We start from the raw sequence: 17,483 nt of genomic DNA on the forward strand, positions 1-17,483 counted from the left end.
AGTCCATGGCCGCTGGGGGGGAGAGCCACATGCCGCCGCGTCATCCAACGGCCGCGCTGCGCGCGGGCGTGAACCTGTCTGCCTTCGCCCTGCTCGGGGCGGGCTACCTGCTCCTGGCACCGGGGCCCCTGCCCCTCCGGAGCGAGGAGGCCGACGGGCCGCGGTTGCTGGTGATGATGATGGGCTTCGTGGGGCTGGCCATGGGGTGCGCCCTGGGCTGGACGCTGCGCCAGACGTTCCCCCCCGAGGCGCCCCGCTCCTCCGCGCCGGACTCCGCACAGGACGCCCTGGCCCGGGAGAACGCCCGCCTGCGCGCCCAGGTGCAGGGCGCCTTCGAGCTGGTGGGCGTGGCCGCGCATGACCTGGGCAATCCCCTGCTCGCGCTTCAACTGCGATTGCAGCGGCTGCGCGCCCAGACGCGGCAGGATCCGCGTGCCCAGGAGGGGCTCGCCCTCGTCGAGCGCGAGGCGCGCCGCATGGGCCTGATGGTGCATGATCTCCTGGACCTCTCGCGCCTGTCCGAGGGCCGGCTCCCCCTGGACCTCGAGGAGCTGGACCTGGCCGCCCTCACCCGCGAAGTGGCCGAGCGCTTCTCGGACCAGGCCGCCGCCGCCGGCAGCCCCCTGGTGGTGCACGCCCAGGGCCCGGTGCATGGCCGGTGGGACCGTCATCGCCTGGATCGCGTAGCCACCAACCTGCTCAGCAACGCCCTGAAGTTCGGCCAGGGCCAACCCATCGAGGTGCACGTGCTCGCCGAGGGCGGGCGGGCCCGGCTCGCCGTGAAGGACAACGGCGTGGGCCTGCCCCCCGACGCCCAGGAGCGCCTCTTCGGCCGCTTCGAGCGGCTGGGCACCACCGGCCGGCCCGGCACCGGGCTCGGCCTCTACATCGTCCACCAGCTCGTCGAGGCCCATGGCGGCACCATCCACGTCTCCAGCCGCCCGGGCCACGGCGCCACCTTCACCGTCGAGCTGCCCGCTTCCCACGCCTCGTCCTAGACGGGGCCGGGGATGACGCGACGCGTCCTCTCACCCAACCGCACACGTCACCTACAGCGTCTCACACCAAACCGCCAAAAATGGCTTAAGAGGTGGGTGAATAATTCCCATAGAAGTTGAAATTCCAGGTCGAATCACTTTATTCTGCCCTGGCTCAAACCGAGCCGTTCCCTGAAGGACAGGGGAGCACTCGAGGAAGCATCGGCTCCGACCTGACAGGTAGGGAACGGAAGCCGGTGGCGAGAACAGGGCCGGGTGGGGGCGTTGCCCGGGACCCAAACCGAAATGAGAGGGGCCGCCATGAGCGGAGTGAGAGCACTCTGTGTGCCGTCGCAGTCGTCTGTCCGCGTTCCGGGCCGGGTGAGGGGAATGTGGTTCGCGGCCCTCGCGCTGCTCGCGGGAGGCTGCACGGAGCGGGAGGTCACCGCGATGCGCGAGGCCAGCGCGGCCAGGCCCCCCCACCAGTCCCAGGCCCTCACGGAGAGCACCTCGGCGGCGGCCCCCAGTCTGTCCGAGGCCCTCACGGAGGCCGCGGCCATGCGCCCGAGCCTGGAGTCGGCGGTGGGGCTGGCGCTCGAGGTGGATGACGGCACGGGCCTTCCCCTGAAGGTGAAGGCCGGGCAGACCTTCTACATCAATCAGATCGACCTGAGGGCCTCGCTGACGGCCACGCGGGACGAGGGCGTGGACGGCCTGCGGCGCGCGGGCGACTTCGCGCAGCTCTCCTGGGACGGCGTGAGCCTGGCCGACGAGGAGCCCATCCCCCTGGCCAACCCGGACGGCACCTTCACCCGCCGCCGCTTCTACCGGAATGCCCAGTGGATGGAGCAGCCGAGCGTCTTCAACGTGCAGCCGGTGGACGCCGAGGGCCTGCCCACGGGCCGGGCCGTCTCCCTGCACATCGGCAAGGACGACCGGCGCAAGTCCAACGACGACTTCTTCATCCGCCGCCTGCGCGCCATCCAGTGGACCTACGACTGCCGCACGGCCACGGACTGCACGGGCGCGAAGAACTTCTCCGAGGAGGCCCTCGTCGAGGTGCGCAACGCCCGCACCGGCGCCATCCCCTTCACCCTCCCGCCGGACACCACCGCCCTGCGGCTGAGCTGGTCGCTGCGTCCCGGCGCCGCCTACACCATCCCCGTCACGCAGGTGGCCGCGCCCACCTACGCGTATGGCTTCTCCATCGACGTGCAGGCCGTCACCCCGCCGCGCGCGGATGGCACCTACGCGCCCGGCACGGCCGTCACCTTCCAGATGGCGCTGCGCGATGGGGCGGGCAAGCGCCTCCACGCGGAGGGCAGCCTGCCTTCCTACAACGAGGTGGTTTTCGGGCAGAATGAGCCGGGCATCCAGTACTACCGCGCCTTCGCCTTCATCGACCCGTCCACCACGTACTACCGCCGCAAGCACCGGGAGCGCATGCTGATGACGCAGATCATCGGGCCCGCCCAGCGCATCCAGCCCATCCGCAGCATCGTGGACCTGGACGCGTTCCTCGGCCCCGAGGACGTGCAGACCATCGGCACGCTCGAGCGCGACGGCGTCTACGCCCAGTTCCAGACCTTCCCGCCGTCCAACAAGCTCTTCGGCGGGGCCTTCTTCCCGGAGACGCTGGGCTGGGACGCGCCGGTGAGCACCTCGTGGACGTACCAGCTTCCGGCGAACGCCGAGCCCGGCACCTACCTGGTGACGGTGAAGGGCCGCCGCGTCTACCTGGGCGAGGACGTCCCCGCCAGCCGCACCCTCGAAATCCAGGTGGGCACCCCCGAGCGCACCCAGGCGGCGCTCACCACGGGCTCCTGCAAGACGTGCCACGACCAGGGCGGCGAGTTCTCCCAGGTGCTGCACGGCAATGACAACCGCGCCGCGTGCGCCGGCTGCCACGCCCCGCTGGGCTTCGAGCTGGAAGGCCCCATCGTGGTGCGCACGCACTTCATCCACTCGCGCTCGGACCGCTTCGACGCTCCCAAGGAGCAGTGCTCGAGCTGCCACGTGACGCGGGAGAGCACGCAGCGCACCAGCAAGGCCGCCTGCCTCTCGTGCCACAAGAGCTACCCCGACTCGCACGTGGCCCAGTTCGGCCCCATCGAGAGCATGTATGTCGGCGGCGGGCGTGAGTCCTTCCAGCAGTGCACCGGCGCCTGCCACACCACCCACCCGGGGAGCGGCTTCTAACGCCGCGGCCCCCCACACCTCCCGGAGGTCCTCCTTGGCTCGAGTGAAGATGCAGACGGCCCGTACCACGCGGGCCGAGCCCGTCGCCGCCGCGGAGGACCTCCTCGGACAACTGCAGGGAGGCGAGACGCCCAGGCTCGTCACCCTGTTCGCCTCGCGGGACAGGGATCAGCGGGCCCTCAACCGGGCCGTGCGCGAGCGGCTGCCCAAGGGCACGCGCCTGGTGGGCGCCACCACCGCGGGCGAGCTGGACAACACGGGCATCCACTCCGGCAGCGTGGTGCTGGGCGCGCTCTCCGGTGACTTCGAGGTGGGCCTGGGCCTGGGCAGCGGCCTGTCCGTGGACGCCGTGGGCGCTGGCGCCAGCGCCATGAAGCACGCCGCGCAGGACCTGGGCGTGCGCCAGTCGGACATCGACTCGCGCCAGTACGTGGGCCTCGTCATCGACGATGGCTTCCGTTACAAGAAGGAGGAGCTGCTGCTCGGCATCCTCGAGAAGAACCAGACGCTGGTGCTGGTGGGCGGGGGCGCCGCCGACCACGAGCAGGACCCCACGAAACAGTCCGCCCTGCTGCACGTGGACGGCGAGGTCGTCACCGACGCCGTGGTGGTGGCCCTCTTCAAGACGAGCGCGCCCTGGGGTGCCCTGCGCTCGCACTGGTACCAGCCCACCGGCGAGCGCCTCACCATCACCCGCGTGGACGAGAGCGCCACCCGGGCCCTGGAGATCGACGGCAAGCCGGCGGCCCAGCGCTACGCCGACCTGCTCGGTGTCCCGGTGGACGAGCTGGAGTTCGGCAAGCCCCGGGGCTTCGCCGTCCACCCCACCGCCCTCAAGGTGGGCCGCGAGTACTTCATCCGCTCCCCCTGGAAGCCCCTGCCCGACGGCTCCGTCCTCTTCGCCAACCTCCTGGAGGAGGGCACCGAGCTGGAGCTGATGAAGATGGGGGACATGGCGGGCCTCACCCGCGCCTTCTTCCAGGAGGAGCTCCCCCGCCGCGTCCAGAACCCCCAGGCCACCCTGCTTTTCCATTGCAGTGGGCGCATGTGGTACGCCGGCGCGACCGGCACCATCCCCCAGTTGGCCGAGACCTTGCGCCACGCACCGGCGGCGGCTGGAATGAATGTGCACTTCGAGATCTACTCGGGGTTCCACATCAACACGACGCTGACGGTCCTGGCGTTTGGGGGAAACTGACGGATGAGCACTCCGGCTCCTGCGGTGTCGGGCAATGAGGCGCCCCGGCTGCTCCTGGTGGGCGGCGAGGGGGAGTGCGCACGCGTCCTGGAGCTGCTGCGGCGCGCGGAGCTGAAGGTGTCCGCGCGGCGCGTGTCCTCCCGCGAGGAGCTGGCGGCGGCGCTGGACACGCCGTGGGAGCTGGCCGTGTGCGCCTCGGGCCTGCCGGAGCTGGGCTTCCGCGAGGCCGCGCCGCTGCTGCGCGAGAAGGCCCCCCAGCTCTCCTTCCTCGTCATCTCCGCGAAGTGGGACGACGCGGAGATGAGCGCGGCCATGGAGGAGGCCGGCGCCGCCAGCTACATCGACCCGGAGCGGATGGCCGTGCTCGTGCCCGTCGTCCGCCGCGAGCCTCCAGCGCGTCATCGAGCGCCGCCAGCACGTGGAGGCCGAGAAGCAGCAGGAGCGCTCGCGCTGGCTGCTGGAGTGCATCGTCGACAGCCTCCCCTTCGTCCTCTTCGTGAAGGACGCCGAGGCGCGCCGGCTGCAGGTGGCCAACAAGACCTTCGCGGACGCCTTCGGCGTCACCAAGGAGTGGCTGCTCGGCAAGCTGGACCACGACTACTTCCCCCCGGAGCAGGCCGACTCCTTCGTGGCCATCGACACCGAAATCCTCCAGACGAAGAAGCTCAAGGCCTTCGAGGAGGTGGCGCGCACCGGCGGGGTGGACCGCATCTACGCCACGCGCAAGCTGCCGCTGCTGGATGACAAGGGCGAGGCCCGCTACGTGCTGGGCATCACCGAGGACATCACCGAGCGCAAGGCCGCCGAGGAGGCGCTGCGCAAGTCCAAGGCCGAGCTGGAGGAGTCCAACAAGCGCCTGGCGGAGAACCTGGAGGAGCTCAAGAAGAGCCGCGCCGTGTCCGCGCGCACGCTGGCCAGCTACCAGCAGCGGGCCCTCCAGATGGAGATCATCCGCCAGCAGAACGAGGACCTGGACCGGCTGGCCACGGAGCTGACGTCGGCCAAGCGCAACGAGGAGGAGCGCGCGCGCGAGGCCGAGGCCGCCGCCCGGCTCAAGAGCGAGTTCCTGGCCAACTTCAGCCACGAAATCCGCACGCCGCTCAACGGCATCATCGGCTATTGCGATCTGCTGATGCGCGAGGAGGGCAGCCGGCTCACGCCGCACGGCCGGCGCGACCTCAACGTGGTGAAGAAGAACGCACAGACGCTGCTGGCGCTCATCAACGACATCCTCGACCTGTCCAAGATTGAAGCGGGCCGGGTGGAAGTCGTGGTGGAGCGGGTGGACATGCAGGAGCTGGCCGAGGAGTGCACGGCCACGGTGAAGGAGTACCTCAAGGGCAAGGACGTCGAGCTGCGCACGGACATCGACGAGCGCGTGGCGTACGTGCGCACGGACGCGCTGAAACTGCGGCAAATCCTGCTCAACCTGCTGTCCAACGCGGCCAAGTTCACCGAGTCCGGCGAGGTGTCCCTCACGGCGCGCGCCGAGGGCAACGAGGCCGTCTTCATCGTCGAGGACACGGGCATCGGCATTCCCGGGGACCAGCTCCCCTTCATCTTCGAGAAGTTCCGCCAGGTGGACGGCTCCACCACGCGCACGGTGGGCGGCACCGGGCTGGGGCTGGCCATCGTCAAGGAGCTGAGCAAGGTGCTCGGCGGCGGCGTGGAGGTGCAGAGCATCCTGGGCCGCGGCACCACCTTCACGGTGCGGCTGGCCGGCATCCTCGAGGGGGAGGCGCTGGGCACCTCGCGCGAGCTGGACAAGCCGGTGTCCCCGCAGGACGTGGGCGGGGCGCTCGCGCCCATGATGCAGGGCGGCACCGTGCTGGTGGTGGATGATGATCCGCTCGTCCAGCACCTGGTGGCCGGGCAGCTCGTGCCCGCGGGCTTCACCGTGGTGACGGCCTCGGATGGGCTGGAGGCGCTCAAGAAGGCGAGGGAGCTCCGTCCGCACGCCATCGTGCTGGACATCTACCTGCCGCGCCTGGACGGCTGGAGCGTGCTGTCCACCCTCAAGAGCGAGCCGGACCTGGCGCGCATCCCCGTCATCATCATCTCCGTGGAGGAGCAGCGCGCGCGCGGCTTCTCGCTGGGGGCGTGCGAGTACCTCATCAAGCCCATCGAGCCCGAGCACCTGGTGGACGTGGTGCGCCGCAACATCGGTGGCGCCACCAGCTCCGGCGACGTGCTGGTGGTGGACGACGACGCCTCCACGCGCGAGCTCGTCAGCCGCTCCCTGCGCCGCGCGGGCTTCTCCACCAACGAGGCCCACAGCGGCGAGGACGCCCTGCTCAAGGCCCGCGTCTCCCCGCCCACCCTGGTGGTGTTGGATTTGATGATGCCCAACCTGGACGGCTTCGAGGTGCTGCGCCGCCTGCGCGCCGAAAAGGTCCACGTCCCGGTGGTGGTGCTCACCGGCAAGACGCTCTCCAGCGAGGAGCAGTCCGTGCTGCGTGACGGCTTCGCGGGCTTCGTCCAGAAGGGCGGCCATGCCCTGGAGGAAGTCATCGGCCAGGCCAAGGGGCTGCTCCTCAAGCAGAGCGCCCAGCGCGCCGGGCGCCTGCCACGCATCCTCTACATCGAGGACAACCCGCAGAACCGCGACATCGTCCGGCGCTACCTCGGCGGCCTCTTCGAGGTGCTGGAGGCCGAGGACGGCGAGCTCGGCGTGGAGCGCGCCAGCAAGGAGACGCCGGACCTCATCCTGATGGACCTGTCGCTGCCCCGCCTGGACGGCTGGGAGGCCACCCGCCGCCTGCGGCAGCTCCCCGCGGCGTCCTCCATCCCGGTCATCGCCGTCACCGCCCACGCCGGCCGCGAGTACCAGGAGAAGGCCTCGGCCGCCGGCTGCAACGGGTACCTCACCAAGCCTCTCGACCGCGACCTGCTGCTCGAGACCATTCGCAAGCATCTCGGGAGAAGTCATGGTTGATGTGGCGGTCCCCAAGGTCCGGGTCCTCGTGGTGGACGATGATCCGGATTTGCTGGAGCTCGTGCGCCGGACGCTGACGCCTCATTTCGAGGTGCAGACGCACCACTCCGCGCTGGGCGTGTCCAACCTGGTGCGCAATGGGGAGCCGAACCTGGTGATGCTGGACGTGAACTTCCCCGCGCTCAAGGGAGACCAGGTGCTGAGCCTGGCCCGCCGCTATGCGCCGCGGAACACCAAGTTCATCCTCTACTCGGCCTCGGACGAGTCGCGGCTGCGCTCGCTCGCGCGGGCCTCGGGTGCGGATGGCTACCTGTCCAAGAGCGTCCAGGGCGCCGAGCTCATCCAGAAGCTCACGGCCTTCCTCGACAAGGACCACACCGTCCCGGCCTGAGTGCCCCCGCCGGACAAAAAAAGACCGGGGCAGAGTGGGACAGCCCTGCCCCGGCCCGGGGGGACATTGGACAGACGCGGTCTCGCGGACCGGGCACGGCCAGAGGGAGATGCCGTGCCACTCTTGAGGATGTGTCCGCGCGCCCGTCCGGAGAAGTGTGCCCGGGTACAACGCACTCGGGTACAGGGCGGCCCGCGCCGCTACGGGTGCTGCGCGTCCATCGGCGTGGAGAGGCCGGTCTGGTACGCCATCATGGCCATCTCCACGCGGTTCTGGACTCCCAGCTTGCGGTAGAGATTGGAGACGTGCGCCTTCACCGTGCGCTCGGTGATGCCCAGCCGGGCGGAGATCTGCAGGTTGTCCGCGCCGGAGGCCACCAGGCCCAGCACCTCGCGCTCGCGCAGGGTGAGGCGATCCAGCGGGGTGACGGGGCGCTCGGCGCGCGCGGCCTGCGCCGGGCTCATGAAATCCGCGGGGACCACCCACTCGCCCCGGGCCACCTGCTCCACGGCGGTGACCAGCTCCGCGCCGCTCACGGTGAGCTTGCTCAGGTACCCGGCGGCACCAGCCTGGAAGCAGCGCTCCATCACCGGCAGCTCCCGGACGGACGACAGGATGAGGGCTCGGGTCTGCGGCTGCTGCTCGCGCAGCGCCTCCACCACCTTCAGGCCATCCTCCACTTCCCTGCTGTCCGGGCGCTCGAGCCGCAGGTCCACCAGCACCACGTCCGGCTTCACCTCCCGCACCTGGGCGAGGAAGCCCTCGACGTCCCGGCCCTGGGCGACCACGTCCATCCCCGACCCCTGGAAGAGCGCCACGAGGCTCTCGCGGAAGACCTGCTGGTCCTCCAGGATGCCGATCCGAATCCGTCCCGCCGTCATTCCCACCGTCATGAGGTGACTCCTTACGTCTCAGCCCCTTACTAAACCCATTGCGCTCGTGGGGGATTCTAGGGCTGGACGTTCAACTTTGGAGTGACTCTGTCGCGGCGGTTTGTCGACCCGTCGTCAAATGCGTCCCTGGTACTGGACACAGCGGGCTGCTCAGCGGGAGGGGAGCCTACCAGGCGAGCGCCAGGGACTCGGGGAGGCGGATGCGCACGCGGCCGATCTGCTCCACCACCAGCTCGCGGCTGTCATGCAGCAGGTGGAGGCGGACGCAGCAGCCCGCCACGTAGGTGCGCAGGCCGTCTCCATCCGGCTGCACCTGCACCAGGTCCTCCCAGCGGGGGTCCTCCGGGGGCAGGAATTCGGCGGTTTCGGCGATGCGCTGGAGGTGGGCCCGGAGCGAGTCCCGGACCGGAAAGGGCAACTCCTCCAGCAGGGGAGCCACGGGCTGTTCGATATGAATGGTGAAGGACATTTGTCTCTCACTGTCCTCAGCCTCGGCGTGGAAGTGAATTGTACCCCTGAACAAGACAGACCCGGCCCGGGCCCCTCGCGTCCTTGCCCGCTCCCCTCTGGCGTGTCTAGCTGCACTTCCATGGGTGCACTGGCCGACCTCCTCGCCCTGCGGCGGGAGGACATCCTCCAGCGGTTCGAGCGTGAGGTGCTGGCTCGCTTCCCGCTGCAGGGGCAGCCGCGTTCCGTCATCCGCGACACGCTCCCGCAACTCCTCGATGAGCTGTACGAGCTCCTGAGCAACCCTTCCAGCGCGGAGGCCTCGTCCGCGCTGAGCGGGCGGATGCGCCAGACGGCACGCCGGCACCGCGCCCAACGGCAGGCGCTCGGCTACGACGTCACGCAGATCGTCCGCGAGTACGGGGCCGTGCGCGACTGCATCCTCGGGCTGCTGGAGGAGACCGGCGGCGTGCTCGTCCTCGCCGAGCAGCGGGCGCTCCACCGCGGCCTGGACCTCGCCATGGGCGATGCCGTCGCCGACTCCGAGCACGGCCGCGACGAGGAGCGCCGGAAGGCGGAGGAGGAGCGGGCGGCGATGTGGGAGCGCGAGCGCGCCGCCCGGGCCGAGGCCGAGCGGCAGCGGGCGCTGCTGGAGGGCATCATCGCGCAGAGCGGCGATGCCATCGTCGTGGCGGATGCCCAGGGCGTGCTGCGCATCTTCAACCCGGAGGCCGAGCGCCAGCATGGCGTGGGCCTGAAGGAGCTTCCCCCGGCCCAATGGGTGGAGGCGTACGGGCTGTCCGACGAGGAGGGGCACCCGCTGCCCCTGGAGCGGGTGCCGCTCTACCGCGCGCTCCTGGGCGAGCACGTGCGCGACGAGCTGCTGTGGCTCCACCGGCCGGATGGGACGCGGCTGCCCGTCTCCGTCACGGCCCGGCCCCTGCTCCAGCCCGACGGCACTCCCGGTGGGGCGGTGTTCTCCGCGCGGGACATCGCGCTGCGCCGGGCCCTGGCGCAGGAGCGCGAGGAGGCCCTGGCGCTGGTGGACACGCTGTTGGCCACCATCCCGGTGGGCCTGTGCTGCGTGGACAAGGACTTGCGCTACGTCCGCATCAACCCCGCGCTCGCCGCCATCAACGGCATCACCGAGGAGCAGACCCTCGGGCGCACCCTCTGGGAGGTCGTCCCGCACGTCGCCCCCACCGTCGAGCCCCACTACCGGCGCGTCCTGGAGACGGGCGAGCCGGAGCTCAACGTGGAGCGCGCCCACCCCACCCCGAGCCGCGGGGGGGAGCCCGGCTATTACCTGGAGAGCTACGCCCCGGTGAAGGATCGCGAGGGCCGCCCCCTCATGGTGGCCACGTCGGTGGTGGACATCACCGACCTCAAGCGCTTCGAGGAGCAGCTTCGCCAGACGGCCGAGTTCCGCGAGCGTTTCCTCGGCATCGTCAGCCATGACCTGCGCAACCCGCTGAGCATCATCACGCTGTCGGCCACCCTCTTGCTGCGCCAGGAGACGCTGCCGGAGCGGGCGCTGCGGCTGGCCCAGCGCATCTCCCTCAACGCCGAGCAGATGGCGCGGATGATCGGCGACCTGTTGGATTTGACGCGGGGGCGGCTGGGCGGTGGCATCCCCATCACCCCGGCCCCCTGTGACCTGGGCTCGCTGGGCCGGCGCGTGGTGAGCGAGCTGGAGGTGGCCCATCCGGCGCGCGAGCTGCGGCTGGAAGCGCACGGCGACCTGCAGGGCCAGTGGGATCAGGACCGGCTGGCGCAACTGCTCGGCAACCTGCTGCGCAACGCCGTCGACTACAGCCCCGAGGGGACGCCCATCACGCTGGCCCTCCAGGCGGAGGGAGCGCGGGTGCGCATCGAGGTGCACAACCAGGGCGAGCCCATTCCCGGAGAGGTGCTGCCCGGGCTGTTCGAGCCCTTCCGCCGGGGAGAGGCACGCGGGAGCAGCGCCACGTCCGGACTGGGGCTGGGGCTCTACATCGTCCAGCAGATCGCCGCCGCGCACGGGGGGGCGGCCGAGGCGCGCTCGACACGCGAGGAGGGCACGGTGTTCACCGTCCGGCTGCCCCGGGTGTCCTCGCGGCGCGAGTGAGCGCCCCGGCACGGCTTCCGCCCTGTCGTCTTCCAGACTTTGCCCATCTCCCTGGACCCGGGGTCATGGACTCTTACCGGCTTTGCACATCTCCCCGGCCTGTGGAGGCCGGAATTGTGGCCTCGACGGCTTCTGGGAGGGGGGGTGGGCCTCCCAGCGGCAGCCCGAGGCGGTATCCTGGAGATCATCTTGCCAAGCCTCCAAGGGGAGCCCATGTCCGAGAGCGAGAACAAGATTCGTGTCCTCGTGGTGGACGATGATGTGGATCAGCTGATGCTGTTGGAGCGGTCGTTGCACGCCTATGGCTTCGAGGTGCGCACGCACCGTTCCTCGTTGGGCGTGTCCAACCTGGTGCGGCACGCGATGCCGGACCTGGTGCTGCTGGACGTGAACATTCCGGCGCTGAGCGGTGACAAGGTGCTGGCGTTGGCGCGCAACCAGGCGCCGGCCACCACGCGTTTCATCCTGTATTCGGCCTCGGACGAATCGAAGCTGCGCTCGCTGGCGCTGGCCTCGGGAGCCGACGGCTACATCTCCAAGAGCGTCCAGGGCGAGGCGCTGGCCCGCAAGCTCATCAGCATCTACAAGAAGAGCCGGCTGCCGGCGGCGGGGGCCCGCTAGTCGCGCATGCTCCCTCTCCTCTGGGAGAGGGCGGGGGGGGGGAGGGTCGTCCCCGGGCCGCTCACAGCAGCGAGGCGACCTCCTGGAAGACGCCGCGGAAGTCGCCCCGGGCCCCAATCAACTTCAGGTTCTGCGCCAGCCCTCCCGTGGAGCGGAAGAACATCACCGCCTCGGCGGGCGGACGGATCTTCAGGAAGCGGGCGGCGTTGCGCGCGAAGTGCAGCTTCATGTCGCGCGGAATCTGGCACGTGGCGTAGTCGTAGGGCGTGGTCCGCATGGGCCGCCCGGCGATGTGCAGAATCTCCTGGATGAGGGGGGCGGCCTCCGCGTCCGGCAGCTCCGAGGTGAAGCCCACCTCACGGCTCAGGCCCATCACGTCCATGGACTCGAGCCGCACCGCGTGCAGGAACATGCGCCGGTTGGCGTCCACGAAGCGCGGGCTGAAGCGCTTGACGGAGCCGAAGTCGAGCACCCCCAGCCGCCCATCCTCGAGCACCATGAAGTTGCCCGGGTGCGGATCCGCCTGCATCTCCCCGCTGAGGAAGAAGGGCCCGTAGATGGCGAGGATGAGCTGGCGCGCCACGCGGAAGCGCTCCTCGGCGGAGGGCGCGGAGACGACCCAGTCCTTGAGGGTGCGGCCCTTCAGCAGCTCCAGGGTGAGCACGCGCCGGGAGGTCCGCTCGGAGATGACCTCGGGCACCTTCAGGTCCGGCAGGCGCGCCGCGCCGCGGGCGAAGGTGGTGCACAGCCCGGCCTCACGCAGGTAGTCCGTCTCCAGCAACATCTCCTCGCGCAGCTCCTGGAAGTAGGCGGTGCCGTCGGTGAGGCGAGAGGCCTTGGAGACGGTCTTCACCACCACGCCCAGGTTGTCCATGTCGCCGGAGAGTGTCTCGGCGATGCCGGGGTACTGCACCTTCACCGCCACGGACCGGCCGTCGTGCAGCACGGCGCGGTGCACCTGGCCCAGCGAGGCGGCGGCGAGCGGCTTCGGCTCGAACTCGCGGAAGAGCACCTCCGGGGCGTCCCCGAGCTCCTCGCGGATGACGCGGGCCACCACCTCCCAGGGCATGTGCGGGGCCTCGTTCTGCAGGCGGGCGATGACCTGGCGCACCTCGGGACTGAGCAGCTCCGTGTCCATGGACACGGCCTGGCCGAGCTTCATGGCCGCGCCCTTGAGCTTCTCCCAGGGTGGAGACGAGTTTCTCGGCGGCGGCCTTGCTCAGGAACTCCGGCTCCTGGCCGGCGAGCCGCTTCGCCCCGTTCTTGAGGACGTCCGCGCTGAGCTGGGCGGAGAGGCCGGCCAGTTTGCGGAAGCGGTTGAAACGCCCCTGGAGGGGGAGCTTGTCGTCGAGGTCTGAAGGGTCGGAGGCCATGGGAGCGGCCCCATCCTAACGGGAGGCCGCGGGCGCCGCATGGCCACGCACCCTCACCCGGAGGGCATGCCAGCGTTTGAGGGCCTCGAGGTGGAGCGGATCCACCCGCAGGGCGGCCTCGTAGGCGGAGACGGCCTCAGGCAGGCGGCCAGCGGAGCGGAAGGCCTCCCCGGAGGCCAGGTGCAGCAACGAGTGGCCCTCCGTCTCCGGGTGGCGGGCGAGGTAGCGCCGGCGGCACGCCTCCAGGGCGGTGACGGTGAGGCCGGCGGCGAGGCAGCGCACCACGCCGTCCAGGTTGCGCAGCTCCGCGTCGTACTCCACACGCCGCTCCAGGTGGCCGAGCACGAGGAGCGCCTCGGCCACCTTGCCCAGCGCACGCTGGACGAAGGTGCGCTGGCCGGGAGACAGCGGGAGCGCGAGCAGGGGCTCGAGCCGGTTGCGGGAGTCGCGGGCGCTGGTGCGCACCATGTCCGCGTCGGCGTCCCGGGGCAGGCGCAGCACCGAGTAGTGGTCTCCGGAGAGCCGCTGACGGAACTCGCGCAGCACGGGCTCGGCGCGGGCGTCGTCCGGGTGGGGAGCGGCGGGAGACGGGGACTCGGGCGGCTTCTCCCCCGCGAGCAGCCGGGCGAAGTTCTGCTGGAAGGTGGCGGTGGCGTCGCGCAGCTCCACGCCGAAGCCCGGGACCATGTTCCACGCCCGGGCCTGCTCGGCCGTCACGTGGCGCACCACCTGGCCGGTGCAGGGCAGCTCGCCCCCGGGCAGCCGCAGCAACAGCGACACGTCCGAGAGGACAGGAGGTGGCTCGTCGCCGGTGCGCAGGAAGAGGCCGGTGCGGCCCACGCGCTCGCAGGGGTACTCGCGCGTGCCCAGCGAGCCATGCACCGGCACGCGCGCGAAGAAGCCGGCCGAGGGCAGCGGCGCGGGCGTGCGCGCTGGCGTCATGGACGCCTCCAGGGCGGCGCGCAGCTCGGCGGCGGTGGCGAAACGCGCCTCGGGACGCTTGGCGAGCGCACGCAGCAGCACCGCGGACAGCGAGGCCGGAATCCCCGGGCGCACCTCGTGCGGCGGGCGCGGGGCCTGCTGCAGGTGGGCCACGAGGATTTCGGCGGCGTTGCGGCCGGTGAAGGGCGCGGTGCCGGTGAGCAGCAGGTAGCCGAGCACCCCCACCGCGTAGAGGTCGGTGCGCGCGTCCACGTCCTCGCCGCCGCACTGCTCGGGGGCCATGAACTCGGGCGTGCCCATGAGCACGCCGGTGCGCGTGGGCGTCTCCCCGTCGAGCTGGACGAGCCGCTTGGCGATGCCGAAGTCGAGCAGCTTCACCCGGTGGCGCCCATGGGGGCCCGGCACGAGGAAGACGTTGGCGGGCTTGAGGTCGCGGTGGACGATGCCGCGCGCGTGGGCGGCCCCGAGCGCGTCGCACACCTGGGCGAGCAACTCCACGGCCAGTGCCGGCTCGAGCGGCCCGCGCGCGAAGGCGGCGAGGCTCTGGCCCTCCAGGTACTCCATGACGAAGTAGGGGCGGCCGTCGCGCGTGTCGAGGTCGTAGACGGTGACGACGTTCTCGTGCTGTACGAGGCTCATCGCGCGCGCCTCGGCGAGGAAGCGGGCGACGAGATCCGGCTCATCGGCGAGGTGGCGGTGGAGCACCTTCACCGCGACGCGCTTGGGGATGAGGACGTGCTCGGCGAGCAACACCGTGCCCATGCCGCCGCGGCCCAGCTCGCGCAGGGACATGAAGCTGCCGAAGCGCTGGCCCACGAGCCGCTCCGCCCGCTCGCCCGAGGGCGGCAGGGTCATCGGGGCCGACGCGCGGGCCTCCGGGGTCCGCACGACGGTGGGGCACTCCGCCATTTCCGTGTGCGGAGTGTGGCAGGCGCAGTTCGGGCGGGAGTCGGGTTCCACGGCACCTCTGCTCCTTGCCAGCTTCGTGCCGCCGCCGCCGACGCGGGTTCGCGCACTTGCTCCGTCGCGAAGTAGTTGAAGTGCCCCGCCTGTGGGACACTATCGGAGCGCATCCCCTCATTCGCTGGTACAGGTGGACGCTCGGAGGGCTGTAAAAAGCACCTCAACCGGGCTGAAACATCTACCGCTCCGCCGTCTGTTTCCAGTCCACCTCTGAATGATCCACTGAGGCTGCGCGCTGAGCCCGGGCCCGGAAGGCCGCGCTCCGGCGGCGACCGTCACCGGCTGGTCCAACAATCGGACCAGTTGGGCGAGCCCGGGCCCGGAGGGTCCTGCCTCGGTGGCGCGGAGCGGTGGTGGCGAACGGATGGACGCGCTGCGGCGGCCTGGGTGCGGGGCATCATCATCGCCGGAGGGGGGCTGATGACGGCGTACGGCGTCCTGCGCACCAGATGAATCCACATCCCCTCTCCCGGGGGGGCGAGGGTGCAACGGGCGACGGGGGGGAAGCCGCGTCAGTGACGGCCGTTGGCGGCCAGGAGATCCGGGGACAGCGAGCCCGAGTCGGACTCCTCCTGCTCGACGTCGAGCACGGAGACGGTGCGGCAGGACTCGTCGACCTCATAGAGGAGGGCGTACCCATCCACGATGCAGCGCAGCAGGGGCCGGTCGGTGGCGCCGAGCTTGAACCAGAGCGGGTTGAGGGGAGGAGCCACCTCGGCCAGTTGGGCGATGTCGTCGATGCGCCGGTGCACCCGTTCGACGAGCGCGGGTGGGAGCGCTTTCAAGGTGCTCCACAGCTCCACTGGGATATGGATGCGGTAGGCCATGGGAGGCCAGATGGCCATTGCTCCACGGACTCACAAGTGGGGGGCTGCGCATTCCCTGACAAGCGAAGCTGTTCCCCGGTTCCATTCCGCCACAATCCAGACACTCGAACGGCCCGGAGTGTGCGCCAGTGGTCACGGGAGTGGCCGCGGGGCCGGGAAGAGCCCGTGCCGGTTTTCTCGGAAGGCGTGCTGCTCCGTGTTCAGATGAGGCCCCGGGAGTGGATGTCCTCCCCCCCTCAACGGAGCCCGACGTCCCGTGGAAACACTCGTTCGCATCGCGGAGGCCCTGGGCCGTTTCTCCGCGCGCTTCGTGCCCAGCTCGTTCGCCATCGCGGTGCTGCTGTCGCTGCTCACCATGGGGTTGGCGATGGGCTGGGTGGGCACGCCGGCCGGCAAGGTGGTGGATGCGTGGGGAGGCGGCTTCTGGGAGCTGCTCACCTTCTCCATGCAGATGGCGCTGGTGATGTTCACCGGGTACCTGCTGGCGCTCACACGGCCGGTGCGGGCGCTGCTGGAGCACCTGGCGGGGCTGGCGCGTGGCCCGCGGGGCGCGGTGGTGCTCATGGCCTCGGTGTCCATGGGCCTGGCCTACATCAACTGGGGCCTGTCCCTGGTGGCCAGCGCCATGCTGGTGCGCTTCGTGGTGCGGCGGCAGCCGGAGGTGGACTACCGGCTGCTGGTGGCCTGCGCGTACTTCGGCCTGGGCGCCACGTGGCACGCCGGCCTGTCCGCCTCCGCCCCGCTGCTGGTGGCCACCCCCGGCCACTTCCTGGAGAAGCAGCTCGGCCTCATCCCCATCGACCGCACGCTCTTCTCCCCCTTCAACCTCGGGCTCACCGTGGCGGTGGTGTGCGGCCTCACGCTGCTGGCCTGGGCGCTGCACCCGCGGCCCGGGGCGGCGGTGCGGGTGGACCCGGCCATCCTGGAGCAATTGAAGGACTTCGAGCCGCCCGTGCGCCCGCGCGAGAAGAGCCCCGCCGTGTGGCTGGACTTCTCACCGCTGCTCAACGTGCTCTTCGGCGTGATGGGGCTCGTCTGGTTCGGACGCCACCTGTGGCTCCACGGCGGCTGGAAGGCCATCAACCTCAACGTGGTGAACTTCCTCTTCCTCACGCTGGCGGTGCTGCTGCACGGCACCCCCGCGCGGCTGCTCAAGGCCAGCGAGGAGGCCGCCGGCGTGCTGCACGGCATCGTGCTGCAGTTCCCCCTCTACGCGGGCATCTACGGCATCTTCAAGGCCACCGGCCTCACCGAGCGCATCGGCCAGCTCTTCGTCTCGCTCTCCACCACCCAGACGTTCCCCGCCATCGTCTACCTCTACAGCGGCGTGGTGAACTACTTCGTGCCCTCGGGCGGCTCCAAGTGGGCCATCGAGGCGCCCTACCTGCTGGAGGCGGCCCGGACGCTCGGGGTGGCACCGGAGAAGGTGGTGCTCGCGTACGCCTGGGGGGACATGGCCACCGATCTCATCCAACCCTTCTGGGCCCTGCCCCTGCTGGCCGTGGCGCGGCTCGACTTCAAGGACATCCTCGGCTTCCTGCTGGTGGCCTTCTTCGTCTACCTGCCGCTCGTCACCCTCGCCTTCTTCCTGTGGGGGTGAGGCTGGCCAG

Annotated in this window: 13 protein-coding genes and 1 pseudogene; 9 read left to right on the forward strand and 5 right to left on the reverse strand. The window is 70.6% G+C overall.

The genetic code is table 11. The annotated features are described in order from the left end of the window. Nucleotides 1-29 precede the first annotated feature (29 nt). The 5 genes and pseudogenes from ACN28I_RS24640 to ACN28I_RS24660 all read left to right on the forward strand — a co-directional run bounded on the left by ACN28I_RS24640 (nt 30) and on the right by ACN28I_RS24660 (nt 7,700). A complete protein-coding gene (locus ACN28I_RS24640; RefSeq protein WP_420944384.1) occupies nt 30-998 on the forward strand; it encodes a sensor histidine kinase in 969 nt (322 codons plus the stop codon). 369 nt (nt 999-1,367) lie between these two features. Then, nucleotides 1,368-3,176: a cytochrome C gene (locus ACN28I_RS24645; RefSeq protein WP_420944385.1), complete on the forward strand. Its 1,809-nt coding sequence runs from the start codon at nt 1,368-1,370 to the stop codon at nt 3,174-3,176. Between the two features lie 34 nt (nt 3,177-3,210). After that, on the forward strand, nt 3,211-4,374 hold the full coding sequence (locus ACN28I_RS24650) for an FIST signal transduction protein (protein WP_420944386.1): 1,164 nt from the start codon (nt 3,211-3,213) through the stop codon (nt 4,372-4,374). Nucleotides 4,375-4,377: 3 nt separating this feature from the next. Then, nucleotides 4,378-7,309 (forward strand): annotated as a pseudogene (locus ACN28I_RS24655) (response regulator). Continuing rightward, nucleotides 7,302-7,700 carry a response regulator gene (locus tag ACN28I_RS24660; protein WP_420944387.1) on the forward strand — a complete coding sequence of 133 codons (399 nt, stop codon included), beginning with the start codon at nt 7,302-7,304 and terminating at the stop codon, nt 7,698-7,700. Before ACN28I_RS24655 ends, ACN28I_RS24660 begins: the two are co-directional and overlap by 8 nt. A gap of 200 nt (nt 7,701-7,900) precedes the next feature. Here the strand turns inward: ACN28I_RS24660 and ACN28I_RS24665 are convergent, their stop codons facing one another. Continuing rightward, nucleotides 7,901-8,593, reverse strand: coding sequence for a response regulator transcription factor (locus ACN28I_RS24665; RefSeq protein WP_420944388.1), 693 nt, complete (start codon nt 8,591-8,593; stop codon nt 7,901-7,903). A gap of 166 nt (nt 8,594-8,759) precedes the next feature. Continuing rightward, on the reverse strand, nt 8,760-9,062 hold the full coding sequence (locus ACN28I_RS24670; protein WP_420944389.1) for a hypothetical protein: 303 nt from the start codon (nt 9,060-9,062) through the stop codon (nt 8,760-8,762). A gap of 120 nt (nt 9,063-9,182) precedes the next feature. On the opposite strand from ACN28I_RS24670, the gene ACN28I_RS24675 reads away from it, so the two are divergent. Then, on the forward strand, nt 9,183-11,147 hold the full coding sequence (locus ACN28I_RS24675; RefSeq protein ID WP_420944390.1) for a PAS domain-containing protein: 1,965 nt from the start codon (nt 9,183-9,185) through the stop codon (nt 11,145-11,147). A 213-nt stretch (nt 11,148-11,360) separates the two neighbouring features. After that, nucleotides 11,361-11,768 carry a response regulator gene (locus ACN28I_RS24680; RefSeq protein WP_420944391.1) on the forward strand — a complete coding sequence of 136 codons (408 nt, stop codon included), beginning with the start codon at nt 11,361-11,363 and terminating at the stop codon, nt 11,766-11,768. A gap of 61 nt (nt 11,769-11,829) precedes the next feature. Here ACN28I_RS24680 and ACN28I_RS24685 read toward each other — a convergent pair whose 3' ends face one another. Continuing rightward, on the reverse strand, nt 11,830-12,930 hold the full coding sequence (locus ACN28I_RS24685) for an ABC1 kinase family protein (protein ID WP_420944392.1): 1,101 nt from the start codon (nt 12,928-12,930) through the stop codon (nt 11,830-11,832). Here ACN28I_RS24685 and ACN28I_RS24690 point away from each other — a divergent pair. Next, complete coding sequence (locus ACN28I_RS24690; protein WP_420944393.1) at nt 12,905-13,126, forward strand: hypothetical protein; 222 nt, start codon at nt 12,905-12,907, stop codon at nt 13,124-13,126. The two genes, ACN28I_RS24685 and ACN28I_RS24690, sit on opposite strands and share 26 nt — an antisense overlap. A gap of 30 nt (nt 13,127-13,156) precedes the next feature. Here ACN28I_RS24690 and ACN28I_RS24695 read toward each other — a convergent pair whose 3' ends face one another. Together ACN28I_RS24695 and ACN28I_RS24700 are read right to left on the reverse strand one after the other, a co-directional pair. After that, nucleotides 13,157-14,971, reverse strand: a complete 1,815-nt coding sequence (locus tag ACN28I_RS24695) for a protein kinase domain-containing protein (protein ID WP_420944394.1) — start codon at nt 14,969-14,971, stop codon at nt 13,157-13,159. Between the two features lie 587 nt (nt 14,972-15,558). Next, complete coding sequence (locus ACN28I_RS24700; RefSeq protein ID WP_420944395.1) at nt 15,559-15,831, reverse strand: type II toxin-antitoxin system RelE family toxin; 273 nt, start codon at nt 15,829-15,831, stop codon at nt 15,559-15,561. A gap of 298 nt (nt 15,832-16,129) precedes the next feature. On the opposite strand from ACN28I_RS24700, the gene ACN28I_RS24705 reads away from it, so the two are divergent. Beyond that, entirely contained in the window at nt 16,130-17,473 is a 1,344-nt protein-coding gene (locus ACN28I_RS24705) for a short-chain fatty acid transporter (protein ID WP_420944396.1), read from the forward strand. Nucleotides 17,474-17,483: the final 10 nt, after the last annotated feature.

Origin of the sequence: Archangium gephyra (genome assembly GCF_049060025.1) — a bacterium.
Classification (GTDB): Bacteria; Myxococcota; Myxococcia; order Myxococcales; family Myxococcaceae; genus Archangium; species Archangium gephyra_A.

Coding starts and splice junctions, on each gene's coding strand:
- ACN28I_RS24640 (WP_420944384.1), top strand. CDS start 30: ATGCCGCCGCGTCATCCAACGGCCGCGCTGCGCGCGGGCGTGAACCTG.
- ACN28I_RS24645 (WP_420944385.1), top strand. CDS start 1,368: ATGTGGTTCGCGGCCCTCGCGCTGCTCGCGGGAGGCTGCACGGAGCGG.
- ACN28I_RS24660 (WP_420944387.1), top strand. CDS start 7,302: ATGGTTGATGTGGCGGTCCCCAAGGTCCGGGTCCTCGTGGTGGACGAT.
- ACN28I_RS24665 (WP_420944388.1), bottom strand. CDS start 8,593: ATGACGGTGGGAATGACGGCGGGACGGATTCGGATCGGCATCCTGGAG.
- ACN28I_RS24670 (WP_420944389.1), bottom strand. CDS start 9,062: ATGTCCTTCACCATTCATATCGAACAGCCCGTGGCTCCCCTGCTGGAG.
- ACN28I_RS24675 (WP_420944390.1), top strand. CDS start 9,183: ATGGGTGCACTGGCCGACCTCCTCGCCCTGCGGCGGGAGGACATCCTC.
- ACN28I_RS24680 (WP_420944391.1), top strand. CDS start 11,361: ATGTCCGAGAGCGAGAACAAGATTCGTGTCCTCGTGGTGGACGATGAT.
- ACN28I_RS24690 (WP_420944393.1), top strand. CDS start 12,905: ATGGACACGGCCTGGCCGAGCTTCATGGCCGCGCCCTTGAGCTTCTCC.
- ACN28I_RS24685 (WP_420944392.1), bottom strand. CDS start 12,930: ATGAAGCTCGGCCAGGCCGTGTCCATGGACACGGAGCTGCTCAGTCCC.